Source organism: Streptomyces sp. NPDC053673, from assembly GCF_055585225.1.
In genome coordinates, this window is record NZ_JBVJKN010000002.1 from 199,764 (window position 1) to 214,710 (window position 14,947).

Below are 14,947 nucleotides of genomic sequence, written 5' to 3' on the forward strand. Positions count from 1 at the left end.
CCGGTCGGTTTACCGGTACGAATCGACAGAGGCTGCCCTCTGAGTGCGACGCTTGGTAGGACCGCCGCACGGCCGGAAGGGTTGCTTCTGCCGGCTGCGCGGCAAGCGGGTCCTCGACCCGTCAGGCGCCGAAGCGGTGGCGGGAGGCCTCGATGTGACCGAGGTACCGGTGGGTCCAGTCGCACAGTCCGTCGATCGTCACCCGCAGGGCCTGGCCCGGCTCGGTGAGGGTGTACTCGACCCGGGGCGGCACGACGGGGTGCACCGTCCGCTCGATCAGACCGTTGCGCTCCAGCATGCGCAGGTTCTGGGTGAGCATCTTGTGGCTGACGCCCTCGATCTCGTTCCGCAATTCGCTGAAGCGCAGCGTGCGTTCACCGAGAGACTCGATGATCAGGAGCGCCCACTTGTTGGCGATGTCCGAGAAGATCTCCCGCGCCAGAGAGTCCGCACGCCTCAGGTCCGCATCCTCGGGCGAGCCGCTGAACTGCTTGGTCACCATCAGGTTCCCCAGTCACCTAGAAGTGCGTTCTTCCATGTCAGCGCACACTCTCCTACGGTTTCTGAGTAACCGCAAGAGAGCGGCTCGCGTGGAACACATGGAACAAGAGAGCGGCTCCCATGGAAATGGAGGCAGGCAGCATGGCCATCACCCTGGTCAACCCCAGCGGATTGCCGGAAATCGACGCCTACCGGCAGGTGTCGATCGCGACCGGGTCGAAGCTGGTCTTCATCGCCGGGCAGGTCGCCTGGGACGTCGACGGTGCCACGGTCGGCGAAGGAGACCTCGCCGCTCAGGTCGAGCAGTGCTACCTCAACATCGGCACCGCCCTGGCCGAGATCGGTGCCTCCTTCGACGACGTGGCGAAACTGACCGTCTACGTCGTCGACTGGACCCCCGACAAGATGCCCCTGCTCATGGAGGGGCTCGGTCGGGCGGCCGCGAAGCTGGGAGTCACCGCGACACCTCCTGCCTCGCTGCTGGGCGTTGCGGCACTGGACGTACCCGATCACCTGGTCGAGATCGAAGCCACCGCCGTCATCGACTGAACAGGCGCTCCTCGCCCCGGGCTGCCTGAGCCCGGCGTCCGCCGCGGCGCGGGGGCCGGGCACGGCGGGCAGCGAGATGTCGAGGTGGGAGACCATGTCCGGCTCGAACCGGCAGCCTGACCGACAGGGCTCCGTGCGGCCGGCGTTCTCGGAGTGGCTGCCCGACATCTGAGGTCGGCGGCCGGGCTGTTGGCACCGGCTGGGACACTCCCACCATGGACACCACACCCGAGCAAATAAGCTCCCGGACAGCGGCTGCATGGACCGTCGCGCTCGCGGTCCTCGGAGGACTTACCGGCTTCGTCTGGGACGGCCCGTTCCTCGCCGTCGCATGCGCACTTTCCCTGGGAGGTGGCGGCGCCCTGGGCACGGCCCTGTCCCGCCGTCGAATGATCGCAAGCATTCGGGAAGGACAGGGGAAAGCCGCCGCGCTCGGGTACGCCGACGGAATCGCGGACATGGTGGTGCTGGAGATATCCGCGTACAGGACCTCCGTCTTTCCGCTGTCCGGCCCCGGCGCAGTAGACCCCGCCGAGCGCGCGGCGCGCCGTAAGGCCGCCTACCACCTCACGGCCGCCGACGGGCTCCCCCACCACATTCGTGAGGCCGCGGCCGCCGCTCTCGAAGCGATCGACGACGGGCGTGACCGCGACACCCGGTCCGCCATCGAGGACCTCATGAAGGCCGTCCAGGAGCAGCGCCGCGGCACGTGACCGCAACCACCGCCGGCCGTCTTCGTGGCCTGTACCCGAAGGTTCCCGAGCCTGATGGGACCGGATGACGGCGCGTGGCCTGCGGCATCGACCAGGACGGCTCCCACAGGACGGCTGCCCGCACGGAACGCTTCCCAAGCCAGCTCGAACGGCAGTCTCCAGATCTCGGGCACGGTCGCTGCGGATGCGTCAGTTCCGATGGAGTGCATGCACGGATTGTTCCGTGAGCTCACAACCTCCGGCATGTGGCGCGTGTGGTAGCCGTCCGGTCTTCCCGCCCTTCGTCCGGCTGCGTGAGCGTCGGTGGTACACCGAGCCTCTGACCGCTCATGACTTAGGCATATTCGACCAGTTTTCGCCACGGGCGTGTCGCCACGGTCGTACGTATCGTTGAAGGGCGCGGCTGCAGGCGACCATGCGGCAGCCGGGGAGGAGCGCCAGGATGACCGTCGTAGAGACCGACAGGATCGACATGGCCGAGAGCGACAACGAGCGCACCCTGGACGAGATGTTCGAGGCGCTCGAGCGGATGCCCGCCCCCGAGGGATACAAGGTCGAGATCGTCGAGGGGGCCGTCTGCATGTCGCCGCAGCGGGACACGCACTGGGAGATCATCCTGGACGTCATCGAGCAGCTTCGGGCGAAGTACCCACGGAAGCGGATCAAGTCTGATGTCCGGATCGACTACCCCGGTCACCTCAACGGCTTCGCCACCGACGTGACGCTGCTCGCCGAGGGCGCCGAGAAGAACATCAAGGGCCTCTGGCGCTACGAGGACGTCGTGTTCGTCGCGGAAGTCATCTCCAAGGGCACCGGGGCCAACGACTACGGCCCCAAGAAGACCGCCTACGCCACCGCCGAGGTTCCCGTCTACCTCGTCGCCGACCCCTATGTCGGCAAGTGCCACGTCTACACCCAGCCCAAGGACGGCGACTACGTGGTCGAGATGACCGTTGCCTTCGGCGCGGAGGTCGACCTCACCAACACGCCCGTCGGTCTCACCCTTTCCACCGACGAGTTCCCCCGCGACTAGGGCGTGTCTCTTCGATCAGGCAGCTCGTCGTCCTGGTCCCGCATTCATCGACCGCGCCGCCAAGCGGCTCACCTCGCTGGTCCAGGCCAGGAAGTTGGAGCCGCTCGGCGGGGAGGGCCCGACGGAACGCTGCCAGGCGACCTGCTAGGGGCGGACGTAGGGCCGGGTCATGATCTCCATGTTGTGGCCGTCGGGGTCGTCGAAGTAGGCGCCGCGACCGCCGAACAGACGATTGATCTGGCCGGGTTCGGTGTGACTGGGGTCGGCGTAGTAGGTGACCCCGACCGCCTCGAGACGGGCGATCATGGCGTCGAACTGCTCGTCGGGCACGAGGAAGGCGTAGTGCTGCGACTGGATCGGCTCGTCGCGCTTCTCGTAGTAGTCGAGCGTCACGCCGTTGCCGAGGTCGACGGGCAGGAACGGTCCGAACGGGGCGCCGGCCTTCAGGCCCAGGATCGCGGCGATGAACTCGGCAGACAGGTGCCGGTCGCTGGCGTAGACGGCGGTGTGGTTCAGCTGGACGGCGGCCGTCGGCGGCTCGGATTCGTGCGGGTACTGCTGGTCACAGGACATCAGTGGTGTGTCTCCGGGTCTTGGGATCCGCTGGGATGGGGCGCCGCACACGGGCGCCGGGAAGCAAAGACGCGGAGAAGGGGGGCGGGCCTCTTGCCCGCCTCGCGCTCACGCCGAGGCCGGGATCCTCACTCGTGCATGGCCCATGGCCGACCCGGCAGTCACCCGAGCGACCTTAGTGACCATCAGGGGCTGGGGCAACGCCGTTTCGGATCCCCCGACTCATCATGAGCAGAACGACGAGCTACCTGATCGAAGAGACACGCCCTGGCCAGAAAGAAGGGGGCACCCGACGACGCCCCCTGATCCCCTGGGCCCGCGGGCTGTCAGGCAGCCCGGCGCGACGGCAGCAGCACCGATACGAGGCTTCCGAGCAGCGCAAGCACGCCGATGCCCGCCACGCCGAGAGCGCCGAGGTGGACGACGGTCAGCCAGGTCTCGGGGCGGCCGTAGGCACGGTCGTCGAGGGCCTTCGCCTCACCGGCGAACGTCAGGTCGCCTTCCCCGGAGCGATCGATGTCGTCCCCGAGGGCGTACAGCGTGCCGGTGCGGGCTTCGCCGTCGGCCGTCCACTTCGCCCCCTCGCACTTGCCGGTGCTCTTGCCGTCGCCGACGGTCTCGATGCGGCAGGAGTTGGGCAGTTCAACGGTGACGGGCTTGCCGAGGGCGTACGCGGCGCCCCAACCGGTCGGCGCCTGCGAGGCGCTCCCGACGAAGAAGAAGGCCCCGACCCCCACCGCGATGACGAACAGGCTGATGCCGCCTCTCTGCTTCAGCTTCTCCCAGCGTCCCTGCATGACGACCCCCCACATAGTTGTGTGCACGTCAATTCTCGGGATGTTCGGGCACGGGAGTGGCCGAATCTCATCCCTGTGTGTCGCGCGTTTGTACCGCAGACGCGGCGTGACCGACAAGCGGTTCCGGGGCGTCGTTCCAGGCGGTAAGGGCCGTACGTGCCAGCATGGCTGACGGGTCGTCGGCGGTGGTGTGCAGGGAATGACTTCGGCCACTGCGCAGGCGCCGTGCATAGGCTGCCCACCATGACACCACCCCCTGTCGAACTGGTGATCTTCGACTGCGACGGCGAACCGCCCTCCTCGGTGCCCCGATGAACCCGCGGGCCGTGAATCCGCTCTCCTCGGGTGCAGGTGTCGCCTGCACCTCGCCGATACGTTGGTGACATGGGGGAACGATGAATCGGGTTACGCGCACGACGCTCGCCGTGGCCGTCGCGGCGTTGGTCGTCCCGCTCTCCGGGTGCGGCTCCCGTGATTCCGCGGGCTTCCCGGGCTCCGGGGGCTCCGCGCACGCCTCCGCGTCCCCGAGTCCGAGCGAGCCCGCCCACGTGGCGGCGTACCGGGCCGGACTCAGGGCGGGCAAGGCCGTGTACGACTCGTCGGGGAAGGGCGCCGCCGTCCGCGAAACCGTCTGGGGCGGCTGCACGCGACGGGCCCTGGCCGCCGGACGCGCCGCCGAGGCCGACCGCGGCGCCTGGGTGCAGGGCTGCCTGGACGGAGTTGCCCATGCCCCCGAGAGCCCACCCACCGGCCCCGTGACCCGCCGCACCCAGGATGCCCGGCTGCTGGAGGAATTCCGCACCTGGGCCGGCGGGAGCCCCGAGGACGAGTCGGCCCGTCATGCCAAGACTCTTGCGACGGTCCAGCTCACTGACCGTGACTACGACATCGAACTGTCCACCGACTACACGCCGGCGGAGCAGACGCAGGATCCGGCTCAGGTTCAGGCGCTCGCGGATGTCTTCGTCGACTGGTGGGACGGTGACCCCGTCGGCGACGGCGGGGTCGCCAGGAACGTCCTGGTGCTCGGCGCGGGAGGCGAGAGGCTGTTCACCCGCCGCATGTGAGCACGTGAGCACGTGAGCGCGTGAGCACGTGAGCACGTCCGTGCGTGAGCGCCTGAGTGCGTGACCGTCCGGGCCTCTGGGGGCGCGGCCTCGCCCGTCACCCCCGGGCGCTGAGCTCGCGGGCCAGCGCCGCCAGCGCCCCCAGCGCCGGATGCGGTGCCGTCGCGCGCCAGGCCAGGAGGACCGGGACCGGCGGGGCGTCGGTGAGCGGACGGTACGTGACTCCGGGGTGGGGGTACATCTCCGCCGTCGAGGCCGCCGAGGCGCCCGCGCCGCGACCCGCGGCGATCGCCGTGAGCCAGTCGTCGGTGTTCGCGACGGTGAAGGTGGTGGTGGGGCGGGACTCCGCCGGCCAGAGGTCGAGCGTCGTCAGGCCCGAGACGGTGTTGAGGACGACGGGGCCCGCGGCCAGGTCCGCGAGGGTCAGGCGGGGGCGGCCGGCCAGGGGGCCGTCGGAGGTGACGGCGGCGACGCGGGGTTCCGTGAAGAGGAGCGCGGTCACCAGGCCGGGGGTGTCGACCGGGCCGCGCAGGACCGCCGCGTCGACCTCACCGCGCGCCAGGCCGGCCGTCCGGTCGTCGATGCGGAGGAGTTCCAGCGGGGTGTCCGGGTGCTCCTGCTGCCAGCGCCGGAGCAGGGGCGTGGTGTACGGGCCGAAGGCGGACCAGGCGTGACCGAGGCGCAGCGGCCGGTGGTGCAGGCGTGCCGGGTCGAGGGCGTCGTCGAAAGCGGCGACGGCCGCCGCGGCCTTGTCGCGGAAGGCCCGGCCCTCGGGGGTGAGCTCCAGATGGTGGGTGGAGCGGTCGACGAGGCGGACCTGAAGGTGGCGTTCGAGCGCGGCGAGGGTGCGGGAGACGGCGGGCTGGGTGAGGTGCAGTACGGCGGCCGCCCTGGTCAGGCTCCGCTCCTCCGCGATGGCGAGGAAGCAGCGGAGATGACGCAGCTCGATGCTCATGTGCGCGGAGCATAACCGCAGCCCACTAGGCATTTCACGGGCGGCGCGGGGTTCCGTAGCGTGAATGTGGACCGTAAGCCTCCGGTGCAGTATTTTGAACCCACAGTGCACTTGAATGGATGAGAGAAGGAACTGGTGAGTAGCCCCCGCAGTGCGGAGCAGGCGGCGACGGCCGCCGTTGCCGTGCCGGAAGCAGCCGGCGCCCTGGAGGCCGGTACGGGTCGCAGGTCCGGCGCGCTCGGACCCGTCGCGCTCGTCGTCGCGGGTGGGCTCTCCGTACAGTTCGGCGCCGCCGTGGCCGTGCTGCTGATGCCGCGGGCCGGTGCGCTCGGTGTCGTCACCCTGCGGCTCGTCCTCGCCGCGGTCGTGCTCCTGCTGGTCTGCCGGCCGCGGTTGCGCGGGCACTCCCGCGCCGACTGGGGCACCGTCCTCGCCTTCGGCGCCGCCATGGCCGGGATGAACATGCTCTTCTACCAGTCCGCGGACCGCATTCCGCTGGGCGCCGCCGTCACGCTGGAGGTGCTCGGGCCGCTGGCGCTCTCCGTCATCGTGTCGCGACGGCTGATCAACCTGGTGTGGGCGGGCCTCGCGCTCGGCGGTGTCGTGCTGCTGAGTGGCGGCGGCTTCGACCGCCTCGACCCGGTCGGTGCGGCGTTCGCTCTCGGCGCGGGCGCGATGTGGGCCACGTACATCGTCTTCAGTGCCCGTACCGGACGCCGCTTCCCGCAGGCCGACGGGCTCGCGCTCGCCATGGCCGTCGGCGCGCTGCTCAGTCTGCCCTTCGGTGTGGTCGAGGCGGGCGGCAAGCTGCTCGTGCCGTCCACGATCGGGCTCGGGCTCGCGGTCGCGCTGATGTCGTCCGTCCTGCCGTACACGCTGGAACTGCTCGCGCTGCGCCGGCTGCCCGCGCCGACCTTCGCCGTACTGATGAGCCTGGAGCCCGCGATCGCCGCGACCGCCGGATTCCTCGTGCTGCACCAGGCCCTGTCCGCGGCCGATGCGCTGGCGATCGCGCTGGTCGTCGCGGCGAGCATGGGCGCGGTGCGGACTCAGGTGGGGCGCGCCCGGGCGAAGTGAGCCGTCCCCGCGCGGGCGCGCCGTGCAGGCGTTCCGTGCGGGGGCGACCAGCCCCGGCGTCCGTCCGGCAGGTCCGCGCGGGCCTCCGTCCGGCGAGTCCGCCCCGGCATCGCATCGCCCGAAGTCCTGGGCGTCGCGCCGTCGCCCCCTGCCCGTCGCCCCGCCTGCCGGTCGCCCGGGCTCCCCGACTCCCCGCCTCACCCGGCCTTCGGTCTCAGCCCCGTGAAGCTGGCCGAAAAGTAAAGCAAGCACGCTTGCTTGTTTCTTCGCGCGCTGCCATGCTCCGGGACACACCGCCGTGTCCCGAGGGGAGCGCACCGTGTCCGACCCTGCCGCCGTGCTCGACGACTTGCGCGCGGAGAGCGAAGAACTCGACCGGCTCGTCCGCGAGTTGAGCGAGGAGCGGTGGGCCGCGGCGACACCCGCCGCCGGCTGGACCATCGCCCATCAGATCGCCCACCTCGCCTGGACCGACGACGTCGCGCTGCTCGCCGTCACGGACGCCGACGAGTTCGGCAAGGAGGTCGAGAAGGCCCTCGCCGAGCCCGAAACCTTCGTCGACCAGGCCGCGGAAGCGGGCGCCGCACAGCCGCCGAACGAGCTGCTGAGGCGCTGGCGCGCCGGCCGTGACCGGCTTCAGCAGGCCCTGCGCACCGCGCCCCCCGGCGCCCGCTTCCCCTGGTACGGGCCGCCGATGAGCGCCACGTCGATGGCGACCGCGCGGCTCATGGAGACCTGGGCCCACGGCCAGGACGTCGCCGACGCCCTCGGCGCCGTACGCGAGCCCACCGCCCGGCTGCGGCACGTCGCACACATCGGCGTACGGGCCCGCGACTACGCCTACGCCGTACGCGGCCTCGAACCGCCCGCCGCCGAGTTCCGGGTCGAGCTGGCCGCCCCGGACGGCGAGACCTGGGCGTACGGGCCCGAGGACGCCGACCAGCGCGTCACCGGCCCGCTGCTGGACTTCTGCCTGCTGGTGACCCAGCGCGCCCATCGCGACGACCTCGCCGTACGGGCGGAGGGCGCCGATGCCGACCGGTGGCTGGACATCGCCCAGGCCTTCGCCGGCCCGGCCGGTGCCGGGCGCGCGCCCAAGGGGGCCTGACATGGACCCCTTGAGCCCTTTGACGGCCGACCCGACGGCCGACCCGACGGCCGACCCGACGACCGCCCCGTCGGCGACGGACCCGTTGAGGATCGGCAACGCCTCCGGCTTCTACGGCGACCGCTTCGACGCGATGCGCGACATGCTCACCGGCGGCACACTCGACGTCCTCACCGGTGACTATCTCGCCGAGCTGACGATGCTCATCCTCGGCCGCGACCGGGCGAAGGACCCGCGCCTCGGCTACGCCAAGACGTTCCTGCGACAGCTGGAGGAGTGCCTCGGGCTCGCCCATGAACGCGGCGTGCGGATCGTCGCCAACGCCGGCGGGCTCAACCCGGCGGGACTCGCGGACGCCGTGCGCGAGCTCGCGGACCGCGTCGGCGTGCCCGTGCGGGTCGCGCACGTCGAGGGCGACGATCTCGCCGCCCGCTTCCCGGACGCGCTCGCCGCGCACGCCTACCTCGGCGGCGCCGGGATCGCCGAATGCCTGCGGGCCGGCGCGGACGTCGTCGTCACCGGGCGCGTCACGGACGCGGCGCTGGTCACCGGGCCCGCGCAGTGGCACTTCGGCTGGGGCCCGGAGGATCACGACGCGCTCGCGGGGGCGGTCGTCGCCGGGCATGTGCTGGAGTGCGGAACGCAGGCGACCGGCGGCAACTACGCGTTCTTCAAGGGCCGTGACGTACGCCGGCCCGGCTTCCCGGTCGCCGAGCTGTACGCCGACGGCAGCTCCGTCATCACCAAGCAGGACGGCACCGGCGGCGTCGTGGACACCGGCACGGTCACCGCACAGCTGCTGTACGAGACGGGCGGCGCCCGGTACGCCGGTCCTGACGTCACCGCCCGCCTCGACACCGTACGACTGACACAGGACGGGCCGGACCGCGTCCGGGTCACGGGGGTACGGGGCGAGGCCCCGCCACCCACGCTCAAGACCGGCCTCAGCCGGCTCGGCGGCTGGCGCAACGAGGTCGTGTTCGTCCTGACCGGCCTCGACATCGAGGCCAAGGCGGAGCTGGTGCGGGGGCAGGTCGAGGACGCCTTCGTACGGGCCAAGTCCCGGCCCGAGGAGGTCCGCTGGGAGCTGGCCCGCACCGACAGTCCCGACGCGGACACGGAGGAGACCGCGAGCGCGCTGCTGCGGCTGGTGGTCAGGGACCGGGACGCGCAGGCCGTGGGACGGGTCGTCAGCGGCGCGGCGATCGAGCTCGCGCTCGGCAGCTACCCGGGGTTCCATGTGACGGCCCCGCCGGGGAAGGGCGCCCCGTACGGGGTGTTCGAGGCGGCGTACGTGGACGCGGCATCGGTCGAGCATGTCGCGGTGCTGCCGGACGGCCGGCGGGTGACGGTGCCCGCGGCTGGGCATACCCGCGCCCTGGAGCCGGTCCCGGGCCCGCCCCTGCCGGAGCCGTTGCCCGCCGGCGGCTCCGTTCGCCGCGTGGCGCTCGGGCGCGTCGCCGGCGCCCGCAGCGGCGACAAGGGCGGGGACGCGAACGTGGGGGTGTGGGTGGGGACGGAGGAGGCGTGGCGGTGGCTCGCCCACGAGCTGACCGTGGACCGCTTCCGCGAACTCCTGCCGGAGACGGACGGCTTGACCGTCGTACGGCACGTCCTGCCGAACCTGCGGGCGCTGAACTTCGTCGTCACCGGGCTGCTGGGCGAGGGCGTCGCGGCCCAGGCCCGCTTCGATCCGCAGGGGAAGGGACTGGGGGAGTGGCTGCGGGCGCGGCATGTCGACGTACCGGAGGTGCTGCTGTGACGGCGCCGGGTGAGCTTCCCCCCCGCCCCGCGCAGCGGCTCCCGATCCCGCCCCTGCCCGCGAACCCGCACCACCCCACCCCCACTCCCACACCGGAGGTGACCCCATGACCGTCCTCGTCAGCGCGCTCGACCCGGCCTCCCCCGACTTCGCCGCACACCGCGCCGCCATGCTCGCCAAGCTGGACGCGCTCGACGCCGAGCACGCCAAAGCGCTCGCCGGCGGCGGCGAGAAGTACATCGAGCGCCATCGCAGGCGCGGGAAGCTGCTCGCTCGCGAGCGGATCGAGCTGCTGCTCGACCCGGACACCCCGTTCCTGGAGCTGTCGCCGCTCGCCGCGTGGGGGAGCGACTACCCCGTCGGCGCGTCGATGGTGACCGGCATCGGCACGGTCGAGGGCGTCGAGTGCCTGATCACCGCGAACGATCCGACCGTACGCGGCGGCGCCAGCAACCCCTGGACGCTGAAGAAGGCCCTGCGGGCGAACGAGATCGCGTTCGCCAACCGGCTGCCCGTCATCAGCCTCGTCGAGTCCGGCGGTGCCGATCTCCCCTCCCAGAAGGAGATCTTCATCCCCGGCGGGGCGCTGTTCCGCGACCTCACCCGGCTCTCCGCCGCCGGAATCCCCACCATCGCCGTCGTCTTCGGGAACTCGACGGCCGGCGGGGCCTACGTCCCCGGGATGTCCGACCACACCGTCATGATCAAGGAGCGGTCGAAGGTCTTCCTCGGCGGCCCGCCGCTCGTGAAGATGGCCACCGGTGAGGAGAGCGACGACGAGTCTCTCGGTGGCGCCGAGATGCACGCCCGCACCTCCGGCCTCGCCGATCACTACGCCGTCGACGAGCACGACGCGCTGCGCCACGCCCGCCGTATCGTCGCCCGGCTCAACCACCGCAAGGCGCTCCCCGATCCGGCCGCCCCGGCCGAGCCGCCGAAGTACGACGTGGAGGAGCTGCTCGGCATCGTCCCCGAGGACCTCAAGACCCCGTTCGACCCGCGCGAGGTGATCGCGCGGATCGTGGACGGCTCGGACTTCGACGAGTTCAAGCCGCTGTACGGGACGAGCCTGGTCACCGGGTGGGCCCGGCTGCACGGCTACCCCGTCGGCATCCTCGCCAACGCGCAGGGTGTGCTGTTCAGCGCCGAGTCGCAGAAGGCCACCCAGTTCATCCAGCTCGCCAACCAGCGCGACATCCCCCTTCTCTTCCTCCACAACACCACCGGATACATGGTCGGCAAGGAGTACGAGCAGGGCGGCATCATCAAGCACGGCGCGATGATGATCAACGCGGTGTCGAATTCGAAGGTGCCGCATCTGTCCGTCCTGATGGGGGCCAGCTACGGCGCCGGGCACTACGGCATGTGCGGGCGGGCCTACGACCCGCGCTTCCTCTTCGCCTGGCCCAGCGCCAAGTCCGCCGTCATGGGCCCGCAGCAGCTCGCCGGTGTCCTGTCCATCGTCGCCCGCGCCTCCGCCGCAGCGAAGGGACAGCCCTACGACGACGAGGCCGACGCCGCCCTGCGCGCGATGGTCGAGCAGCAGATCGAGACGGAGTCGCTGCCGATGTTCCTGTCTGGGCGGCTGTACGACGACGGGGTCATCGACCCGCGCGACACGCGCACGGTCCTCGGCCTCTGTCTGTCCGCCATCCACACGGCCCCGGTCGAAGGCGCGCGCGGCGGCTTCGGCGTCTTCAGGATGTGAGGACCTCATGATCCAGTCTGTTCTTGTCGCCAACCGGGGCGAGATCGCCTGCCGGGTCTTCCGTACCTGCCGTGAGCTGGGCATCGCCACGGTCGCGGTGTACTCGGACCCGGACGCCCAGGCCCTGCACGTGAGGGAGGCCGACGCCGCCGTACGTCTGCCGGGCGCCGCCCCGGCCGAGACCTATCTGCGCGGGGACCTGATCGTGAAGGCCGCGCTCGCGGCGGGTGCGGACGCCGTGCATCCCGGGTACGGATTCCTCTCCGAGAACGCCGACTTCGCGCGGGAGGTCATCGACGCCGGCCTCGTCTGGATCGGCCCGCCCCCGTCCGCCATCGAGGCGATGGCGTCCAAGACGCGCGCCAAGGAACTCATGGGGGTCGCGCCCCTCAGCGACGTCGACATCACCGAGGCCGATCTGCCGGTCCTGGTCAAGGCCGCGGCGGGCGGCGGCGGGCGCGGGATGCGGATCGTACGGGAACTCGGCGACCTCACCGGCGAGCTGGCGGCCGCGCGGGCCGAGGCGCTGAGCGCGTTCGGCGACGGACAGGTCTTCGTCGAGCCGTACGTGGAGGGCGGCCGGCATGTCGAGGTGCAGATCGTGGCCGACGCGCACGGCACGGTCTGGGCGCTGGGCACCCGCGACTGCTCGCTGCAGCGCCGCCACCAGAAGGTCATCGAGGAGGCCCCGGCCCCCGGACTGAGCCCGGAACTCACCGCCACCCTGCACGAGATGGCGGTCCGCGCGGCCCGCGCGACGGACTACCGGGGCGCGGGCACGGTGGAGTTCCTGGTCGTCGGCGACCGGGCCCACTTCCTGGAGATGAACACCCGCCTCCAGGTCGAGCACCCGGTCACCGAGGCCGTGTTCGGCATCGATCTCGTCGCCCTGCAGATCCGGGTCGCGGAGGGCGCGTCCCTGCCCGCCGACCCGCCGGACGCGCACGGTCACGCCGTCGAGGCCCGCCTCTACGCGGAGGACCCGGCGCGCGACTGGGCCCCGCAGACCGGCACCCTGCACCATCTCTCCGTACCGGGCGTACGGCTGGACACCGGGTACGCGGACGGCGACACGATCGGGGTGCACTACGACCCGATGCTGGCCAAGGCGGTCGCCTGGGCGCCCACCCGCGCGGAGGCGGTGCGCAAGCTCACGGGCGCGCTGGAACGGGCCCGCGTGCACGGCCCGGTCACCAACCGGGAGCTGCTCGAACGGTCCCTGCGGCACCCGGACTTCGCCGCCGCCCGGCTGGACACCGGCTTCTACGACCGTCATCTGCCGGAGCTGACGGGCGCGGCCCCGGAGCCGTACGCGCCGCTGGCCGCCGCGCTCGCCGACGCCCACGGCCGCTCCCGGTTCGGCGGCTGGCGCAATCTGCACTCCCAGCCGCAGACCAAGCGCTACCGCACGGAGGCCGACGGCACCGAACACGAGATCCACTACCGCCACACCAGGAGCGGCCTCGCGGCCGACGGTGTCGTCGTCGTGCACGCGGACCCCGGACTGGTCGTGCTCGAAGTGGACGGAGTGCGGCGGAAGTTCGAGGTCGCCGTGCACGACGACCGGGTGTTCGTCGGCAGCACGGTCCTGACCGCACTGCCCCGCTTCCCGGACCCCACCGCCCAGCGCGAGCCGGGCTCCCTGCTCGCACCCATGCCCGGCACGGTCGTGCGGGTCGCCGAAGGGCTGGCGCCCGGCGCGCAGGTTGCCGCAGGGCAGCCGCTCGTCTGGCTGGAGGCGATGAAGATGGAGCACAGGATCTGCGCTCCTGCCTCCGGCACGCTCACCGCGCTCCACGCCGCCCCGGGCCGTCAGGTCGAGGTCGGTGCCCTGCTCGCCGTCGTCAACGAAGTGATCGCGGAAACGAAGTAACGGCCCACGAAGCATCGGCGTACGAAGCATCGGCCTACGAAGCAACGGCGTACGAAGTAATGGCGTAGTCACACAGGAGGACCAGACCTCATGAACAGCGTCATCGAGAGCGAAGAGCACACCGCACTGCGCGCCGCCGTGTCCGCGCTCGGGCACCGGCACGGGCGCGGCCACGACCGCGAGGCACTGTGGTCCGAGGCCGCCAAGCTCGGGTACCTCGGGGTCAACCTGCCCGAGGAACACGGCGGCGGAGGCGGCGGCATGGCCGAGCTGTCCATCGTCCTGGAGGAGCTGGGCGCGGCCGGATGTCCGCTGCTGATGATGGTCGTCTCGCCCGCCATCTGCGGCACCGTCATCGCCCGCTTCGGCACCGAGGAGCAGAAGCGGGCCTGGCTGCCGGGGCTCGCCGACGGCACCCGCACCATGGCCTTCGGCATCACCGAGCCCGACGCCGGGTCGAACTCCCACCGGATCACGACCACGGCGCGGCGGACCGAGGACGGCGGCTGGCTCCTGACCGGCCGCAAGGTCTTCATCTCCGGCGTCGACATCGCCGACGCGACCCTCATTGTCGGCCGTACCGAGGACGCCCGCACGGGCCGCCTCAAGCCCTGCCTGTTCATCGTTCCGCGCGACGCCCCCGGCTTCACCCGCTCGCAGATCGACATGGAACTGCACGCCCAGGAGAAGCAGTTCGAGCTCGTCCTCGACGATGTGGCACTGCCTGCGGACGCGCTCGTCGGCGACGAGGACGCGGGCCTGCTGCAACTGTTCGCCGGGCTCAACCCCGAGCGGATCATGACCGCCGCCTTCGCGATCGGCATGGGCCGCTACGCCCTGGCCCGCGCCGTCGACTACGCGAAGGACCGCCAGGTCTGGAAGGACCCCATCGGCGCCCACCAGGCCATCGCCCACCCCCTCGCCCAGGCCCACATCGAGCTCGAACTCGCCCGTCTGATGATGCAGAAGGCTGCCGCGCTGTACGACGCGGGCGACGACATGGGCGCGGGCGAGGCGGCCAACATGGCCAAGTACGCCGCCGGCGAGGCCTGTGTGAAGGCCGTCGACCAGTCCGTGCACACCCTCGGCGGGAACGGCCTCACCCGCGAGTACGGTCTCGCCGCGCTGATCACCGCCGCCCGGGTCGCCCGGATCGCCCCGGTCAGCCGGGAGATGATCCTCAACTACGTATCCCATCAGTCCCTGGGTCTCCCCAAGTCGTACTGACAGA

Annotated in this window: 14 protein-coding genes; 10 read left to right on the forward strand and 4 right to left on the reverse strand. The window is 71.5% G+C overall.

What is annotated here, in order from left to right:
- Nucleotides 1–121: 121 nt before the first annotated feature.
- Nucleotides 122–502 carry a winged helix-turn-helix transcriptional regulator gene (locus ACZ6ZQ_RS04140; protein ID WP_469766996.1) on the reverse strand — a complete coding sequence of 127 codons (381 nt, stop codon included), beginning with the start codon at nt 500–502 and terminating at the stop codon, nt 122–124.
- Between the two features lie 140 nt (nt 503–642).
- Here ACZ6ZQ_RS04140 and ACZ6ZQ_RS04145 point away from each other — a divergent pair, with 140 nt between their 5' ends.
- The 3 genes from ACZ6ZQ_RS04145 (at nt 643) to ACZ6ZQ_RS04155 (ending at nt 2,796) form a co-directional block, all read left to right on the forward strand.
- The gene (locus ACZ6ZQ_RS04145; protein WP_469766997.1) at nt 643–1,050 is read left to right on the forward strand and encodes a RidA family protein; all 408 of its coding nucleotides are present in this window, start codon (nt 643–645) and stop codon (nt 1,048–1,050) included.
- 215 nt (nt 1,051–1,265) lie between these two features.
- Nucleotides 1,266–1,763 carry a hypothetical protein gene (locus ACZ6ZQ_RS04150; RefSeq protein WP_469766998.1) on the forward strand — a complete coding sequence of 166 codons (498 nt, stop codon included), beginning with the start codon at nt 1,266–1,268 and terminating at the stop codon, nt 1,761–1,763.
- Nucleotides 1,764–2,205: 442 nt separating this feature from the next.
- Entirely contained in the window at nt 2,206–2,796 is a 591-nt protein-coding gene (locus ACZ6ZQ_RS04155) for a Uma2 family endonuclease (RefSeq protein ID WP_469766999.1), read from the forward strand.
- Nucleotides 2,797–2,940: 144 nt separating this feature from the next.
- Here the strand turns inward: ACZ6ZQ_RS04155 and ACZ6ZQ_RS04160 are convergent, their stop codons facing one another.
- Both ACZ6ZQ_RS04160 and ACZ6ZQ_RS04165 read right to left on the reverse strand, forming a co-directional pair.
- Nucleotides 2,941–3,369 carry a VOC family protein gene (locus ACZ6ZQ_RS04160; RefSeq protein WP_469767000.1) on the reverse strand — a complete coding sequence of 143 codons (429 nt, stop codon included), beginning with the start codon at nt 3,367–3,369 and terminating at the stop codon, nt 2,941–2,943.
- A gap of 326 nt (nt 3,370–3,695) precedes the next feature.
- A complete protein-coding gene (locus ACZ6ZQ_RS04165; protein ID WP_469767001.1) occupies nt 3,696–4,166 on the reverse strand; it encodes a hypothetical protein in 471 nt (156 codons plus the stop codon).
- A gap of 395 nt (nt 4,167–4,561) precedes the next feature.
- Here ACZ6ZQ_RS04165 and ACZ6ZQ_RS04170 point away from each other — a divergent pair, with 395 nt between their 5' ends.
- Nucleotides 4,562–5,233, forward strand: a complete 672-nt coding sequence (locus tag ACZ6ZQ_RS04170) for a hypothetical protein (protein WP_469767002.1) — start codon at nt 4,562–4,564, stop codon at nt 5,231–5,233.
- 97 nt (nt 5,234–5,330) lie between these two features.
- Here ACZ6ZQ_RS04170 and ACZ6ZQ_RS04175 read toward each other — a convergent pair whose 3' ends face one another.
- Nucleotides 5,331–6,188 (reverse strand): LysR family transcriptional regulator, encoded by an 858-nt coding sequence (locus tag ACZ6ZQ_RS04175; protein WP_469767003.1) that lies wholly within the window; start codon nt 6,186–6,188, stop codon nt 5,331–5,333.
- Between the two features lie 135 nt (nt 6,189–6,323).
- Here ACZ6ZQ_RS04175 and ACZ6ZQ_RS04180 point away from each other — a divergent pair, with 135 nt between their 5' ends.
- The 6 genes from ACZ6ZQ_RS04180 (at nt 6,324) to ACZ6ZQ_RS04205 (ending at nt 14,943) form a co-directional block, all read left to right on the forward strand.
- Entirely contained in the window at nt 6,324–7,265 is a 942-nt protein-coding gene (locus ACZ6ZQ_RS04180) for an EamA family transporter (protein WP_469767004.1), read from the forward strand.
- A 319-nt stretch (nt 7,266–7,584) separates the two neighbouring features.
- Nucleotides 7,585–8,373: a TIGR03084 family metal-binding protein gene (locus ACZ6ZQ_RS04185; protein ID WP_469767005.1), complete on the forward strand. Its 789-nt coding sequence runs from the start codon at nt 7,585–7,587 to the stop codon at nt 8,371–8,373.
- 133 nt (nt 8,374–8,506) lie between these two features.
- The gene (locus tag ACZ6ZQ_RS04190) at nt 8,507–10,135 is read left to right on the forward strand and encodes an acyclic terpene utilization AtuA family protein (RefSeq protein WP_469767309.1); all 1,629 of its coding nucleotides are present in this window, start codon (nt 8,507–8,509) and stop codon (nt 10,133–10,135) included.
- Nucleotides 10,136–10,241: 106 nt separating this feature from the next.
- The gene (locus ACZ6ZQ_RS04195; RefSeq protein ID WP_469767006.1) at nt 10,242–11,843 is read left to right on the forward strand and encodes an acyl-CoA carboxylase subunit beta; all 1,602 of its coding nucleotides are present in this window, start codon (nt 10,242–10,244) and stop codon (nt 11,841–11,843) included.
- Between the two features lie 7 nt (nt 11,844–11,850).
- Complete coding sequence (locus tag ACZ6ZQ_RS04200; protein ID WP_469767007.1) at nt 11,851–13,716, forward strand: acetyl/propionyl/methylcrotonyl-CoA carboxylase subunit alpha; 1,866 nt, start codon at nt 11,851–11,853, stop codon at nt 13,714–13,716.
- Nucleotides 13,717–13,806: 90 nt separating this feature from the next.
- Nucleotides 13,807–14,943, forward strand: coding sequence for an acyl-CoA dehydrogenase family protein (locus ACZ6ZQ_RS04205; RefSeq protein WP_469767008.1), 1,137 nt, complete (start codon nt 13,807–13,809; stop codon nt 14,941–14,943).
- The last annotated feature ends 4 nt before the right edge of the window (nt 14,944–14,947 follow it).

What these genes read in the sequence shown, in the direction of transcription:
- ACZ6ZQ_RS04140 (WP_469766996.1), bottom strand. Translation starts at nt 502, where the DNA reads ATGGTGACCAAGCAGTTCAGCGGCTCGCCCGAGGATGCGGACCTGAGG.
- ACZ6ZQ_RS04145 (WP_469766997.1), top strand. Translation starts at nt 643, where the DNA reads ATGGCCATCACCCTGGTCAACCCCAGCGGATTGCCGGAAATCGACGCC.
- ACZ6ZQ_RS04150 (WP_469766998.1), top strand. Translation starts at nt 1,266, where the DNA reads ATGGACACCACACCCGAGCAAATAAGCTCCCGGACAGCGGCTGCATGG.
- ACZ6ZQ_RS04155 (WP_469766999.1), top strand. Translation starts at nt 2,206, where the DNA reads ATGACCGTCGTAGAGACCGACAGGATCGACATGGCCGAGAGCGACAAC.
- ACZ6ZQ_RS04160 (WP_469767000.1), bottom strand. Translation starts at nt 3,369, where the DNA reads ATGTCCTGTGACCAGCAGTACCCGCACGAATCCGAGCCGCCGACGGCC.
- ACZ6ZQ_RS04165 (WP_469767001.1), bottom strand. Translation starts at nt 4,166, where the DNA reads ATGCAGGGACGCTGGGAGAAGCTGAAGCAGAGAGGCGGCATCAGCCTG.
- ACZ6ZQ_RS04170 (WP_469767002.1), top strand. Translation starts at nt 4,562, where the DNA reads ATGAATCGGGTTACGCGCACGACGCTCGCCGTGGCCGTCGCGGCGTTG.
- ACZ6ZQ_RS04175 (WP_469767003.1), bottom strand. Translation starts at nt 6,188, where the DNA reads ATGAGCATCGAGCTGCGTCATCTCCGCTGCTTCCTCGCCATCGCGGAG.
- ACZ6ZQ_RS04190 (WP_469767309.1), top strand. Translation starts at nt 8,507, where the DNA reads ATGCGCGACATGCTCACCGGCGGCACACTCGACGTCCTCACCGGTGAC.
- ACZ6ZQ_RS04195 (WP_469767006.1), top strand. Translation starts at nt 10,242, where the DNA reads ATGACCGTCCTCGTCAGCGCGCTCGACCCGGCCTCCCCCGACTTCGCC.
- ACZ6ZQ_RS04200 (WP_469767007.1), top strand. Translation starts at nt 11,851, where the DNA reads ATGATCCAGTCTGTTCTTGTCGCCAACCGGGGCGAGATCGCCTGCCGG.
- ACZ6ZQ_RS04205 (WP_469767008.1), top strand. Translation starts at nt 13,807, where the DNA reads ATGAACAGCGTCATCGAGAGCGAAGAGCACACCGCACTGCGCGCCGCC.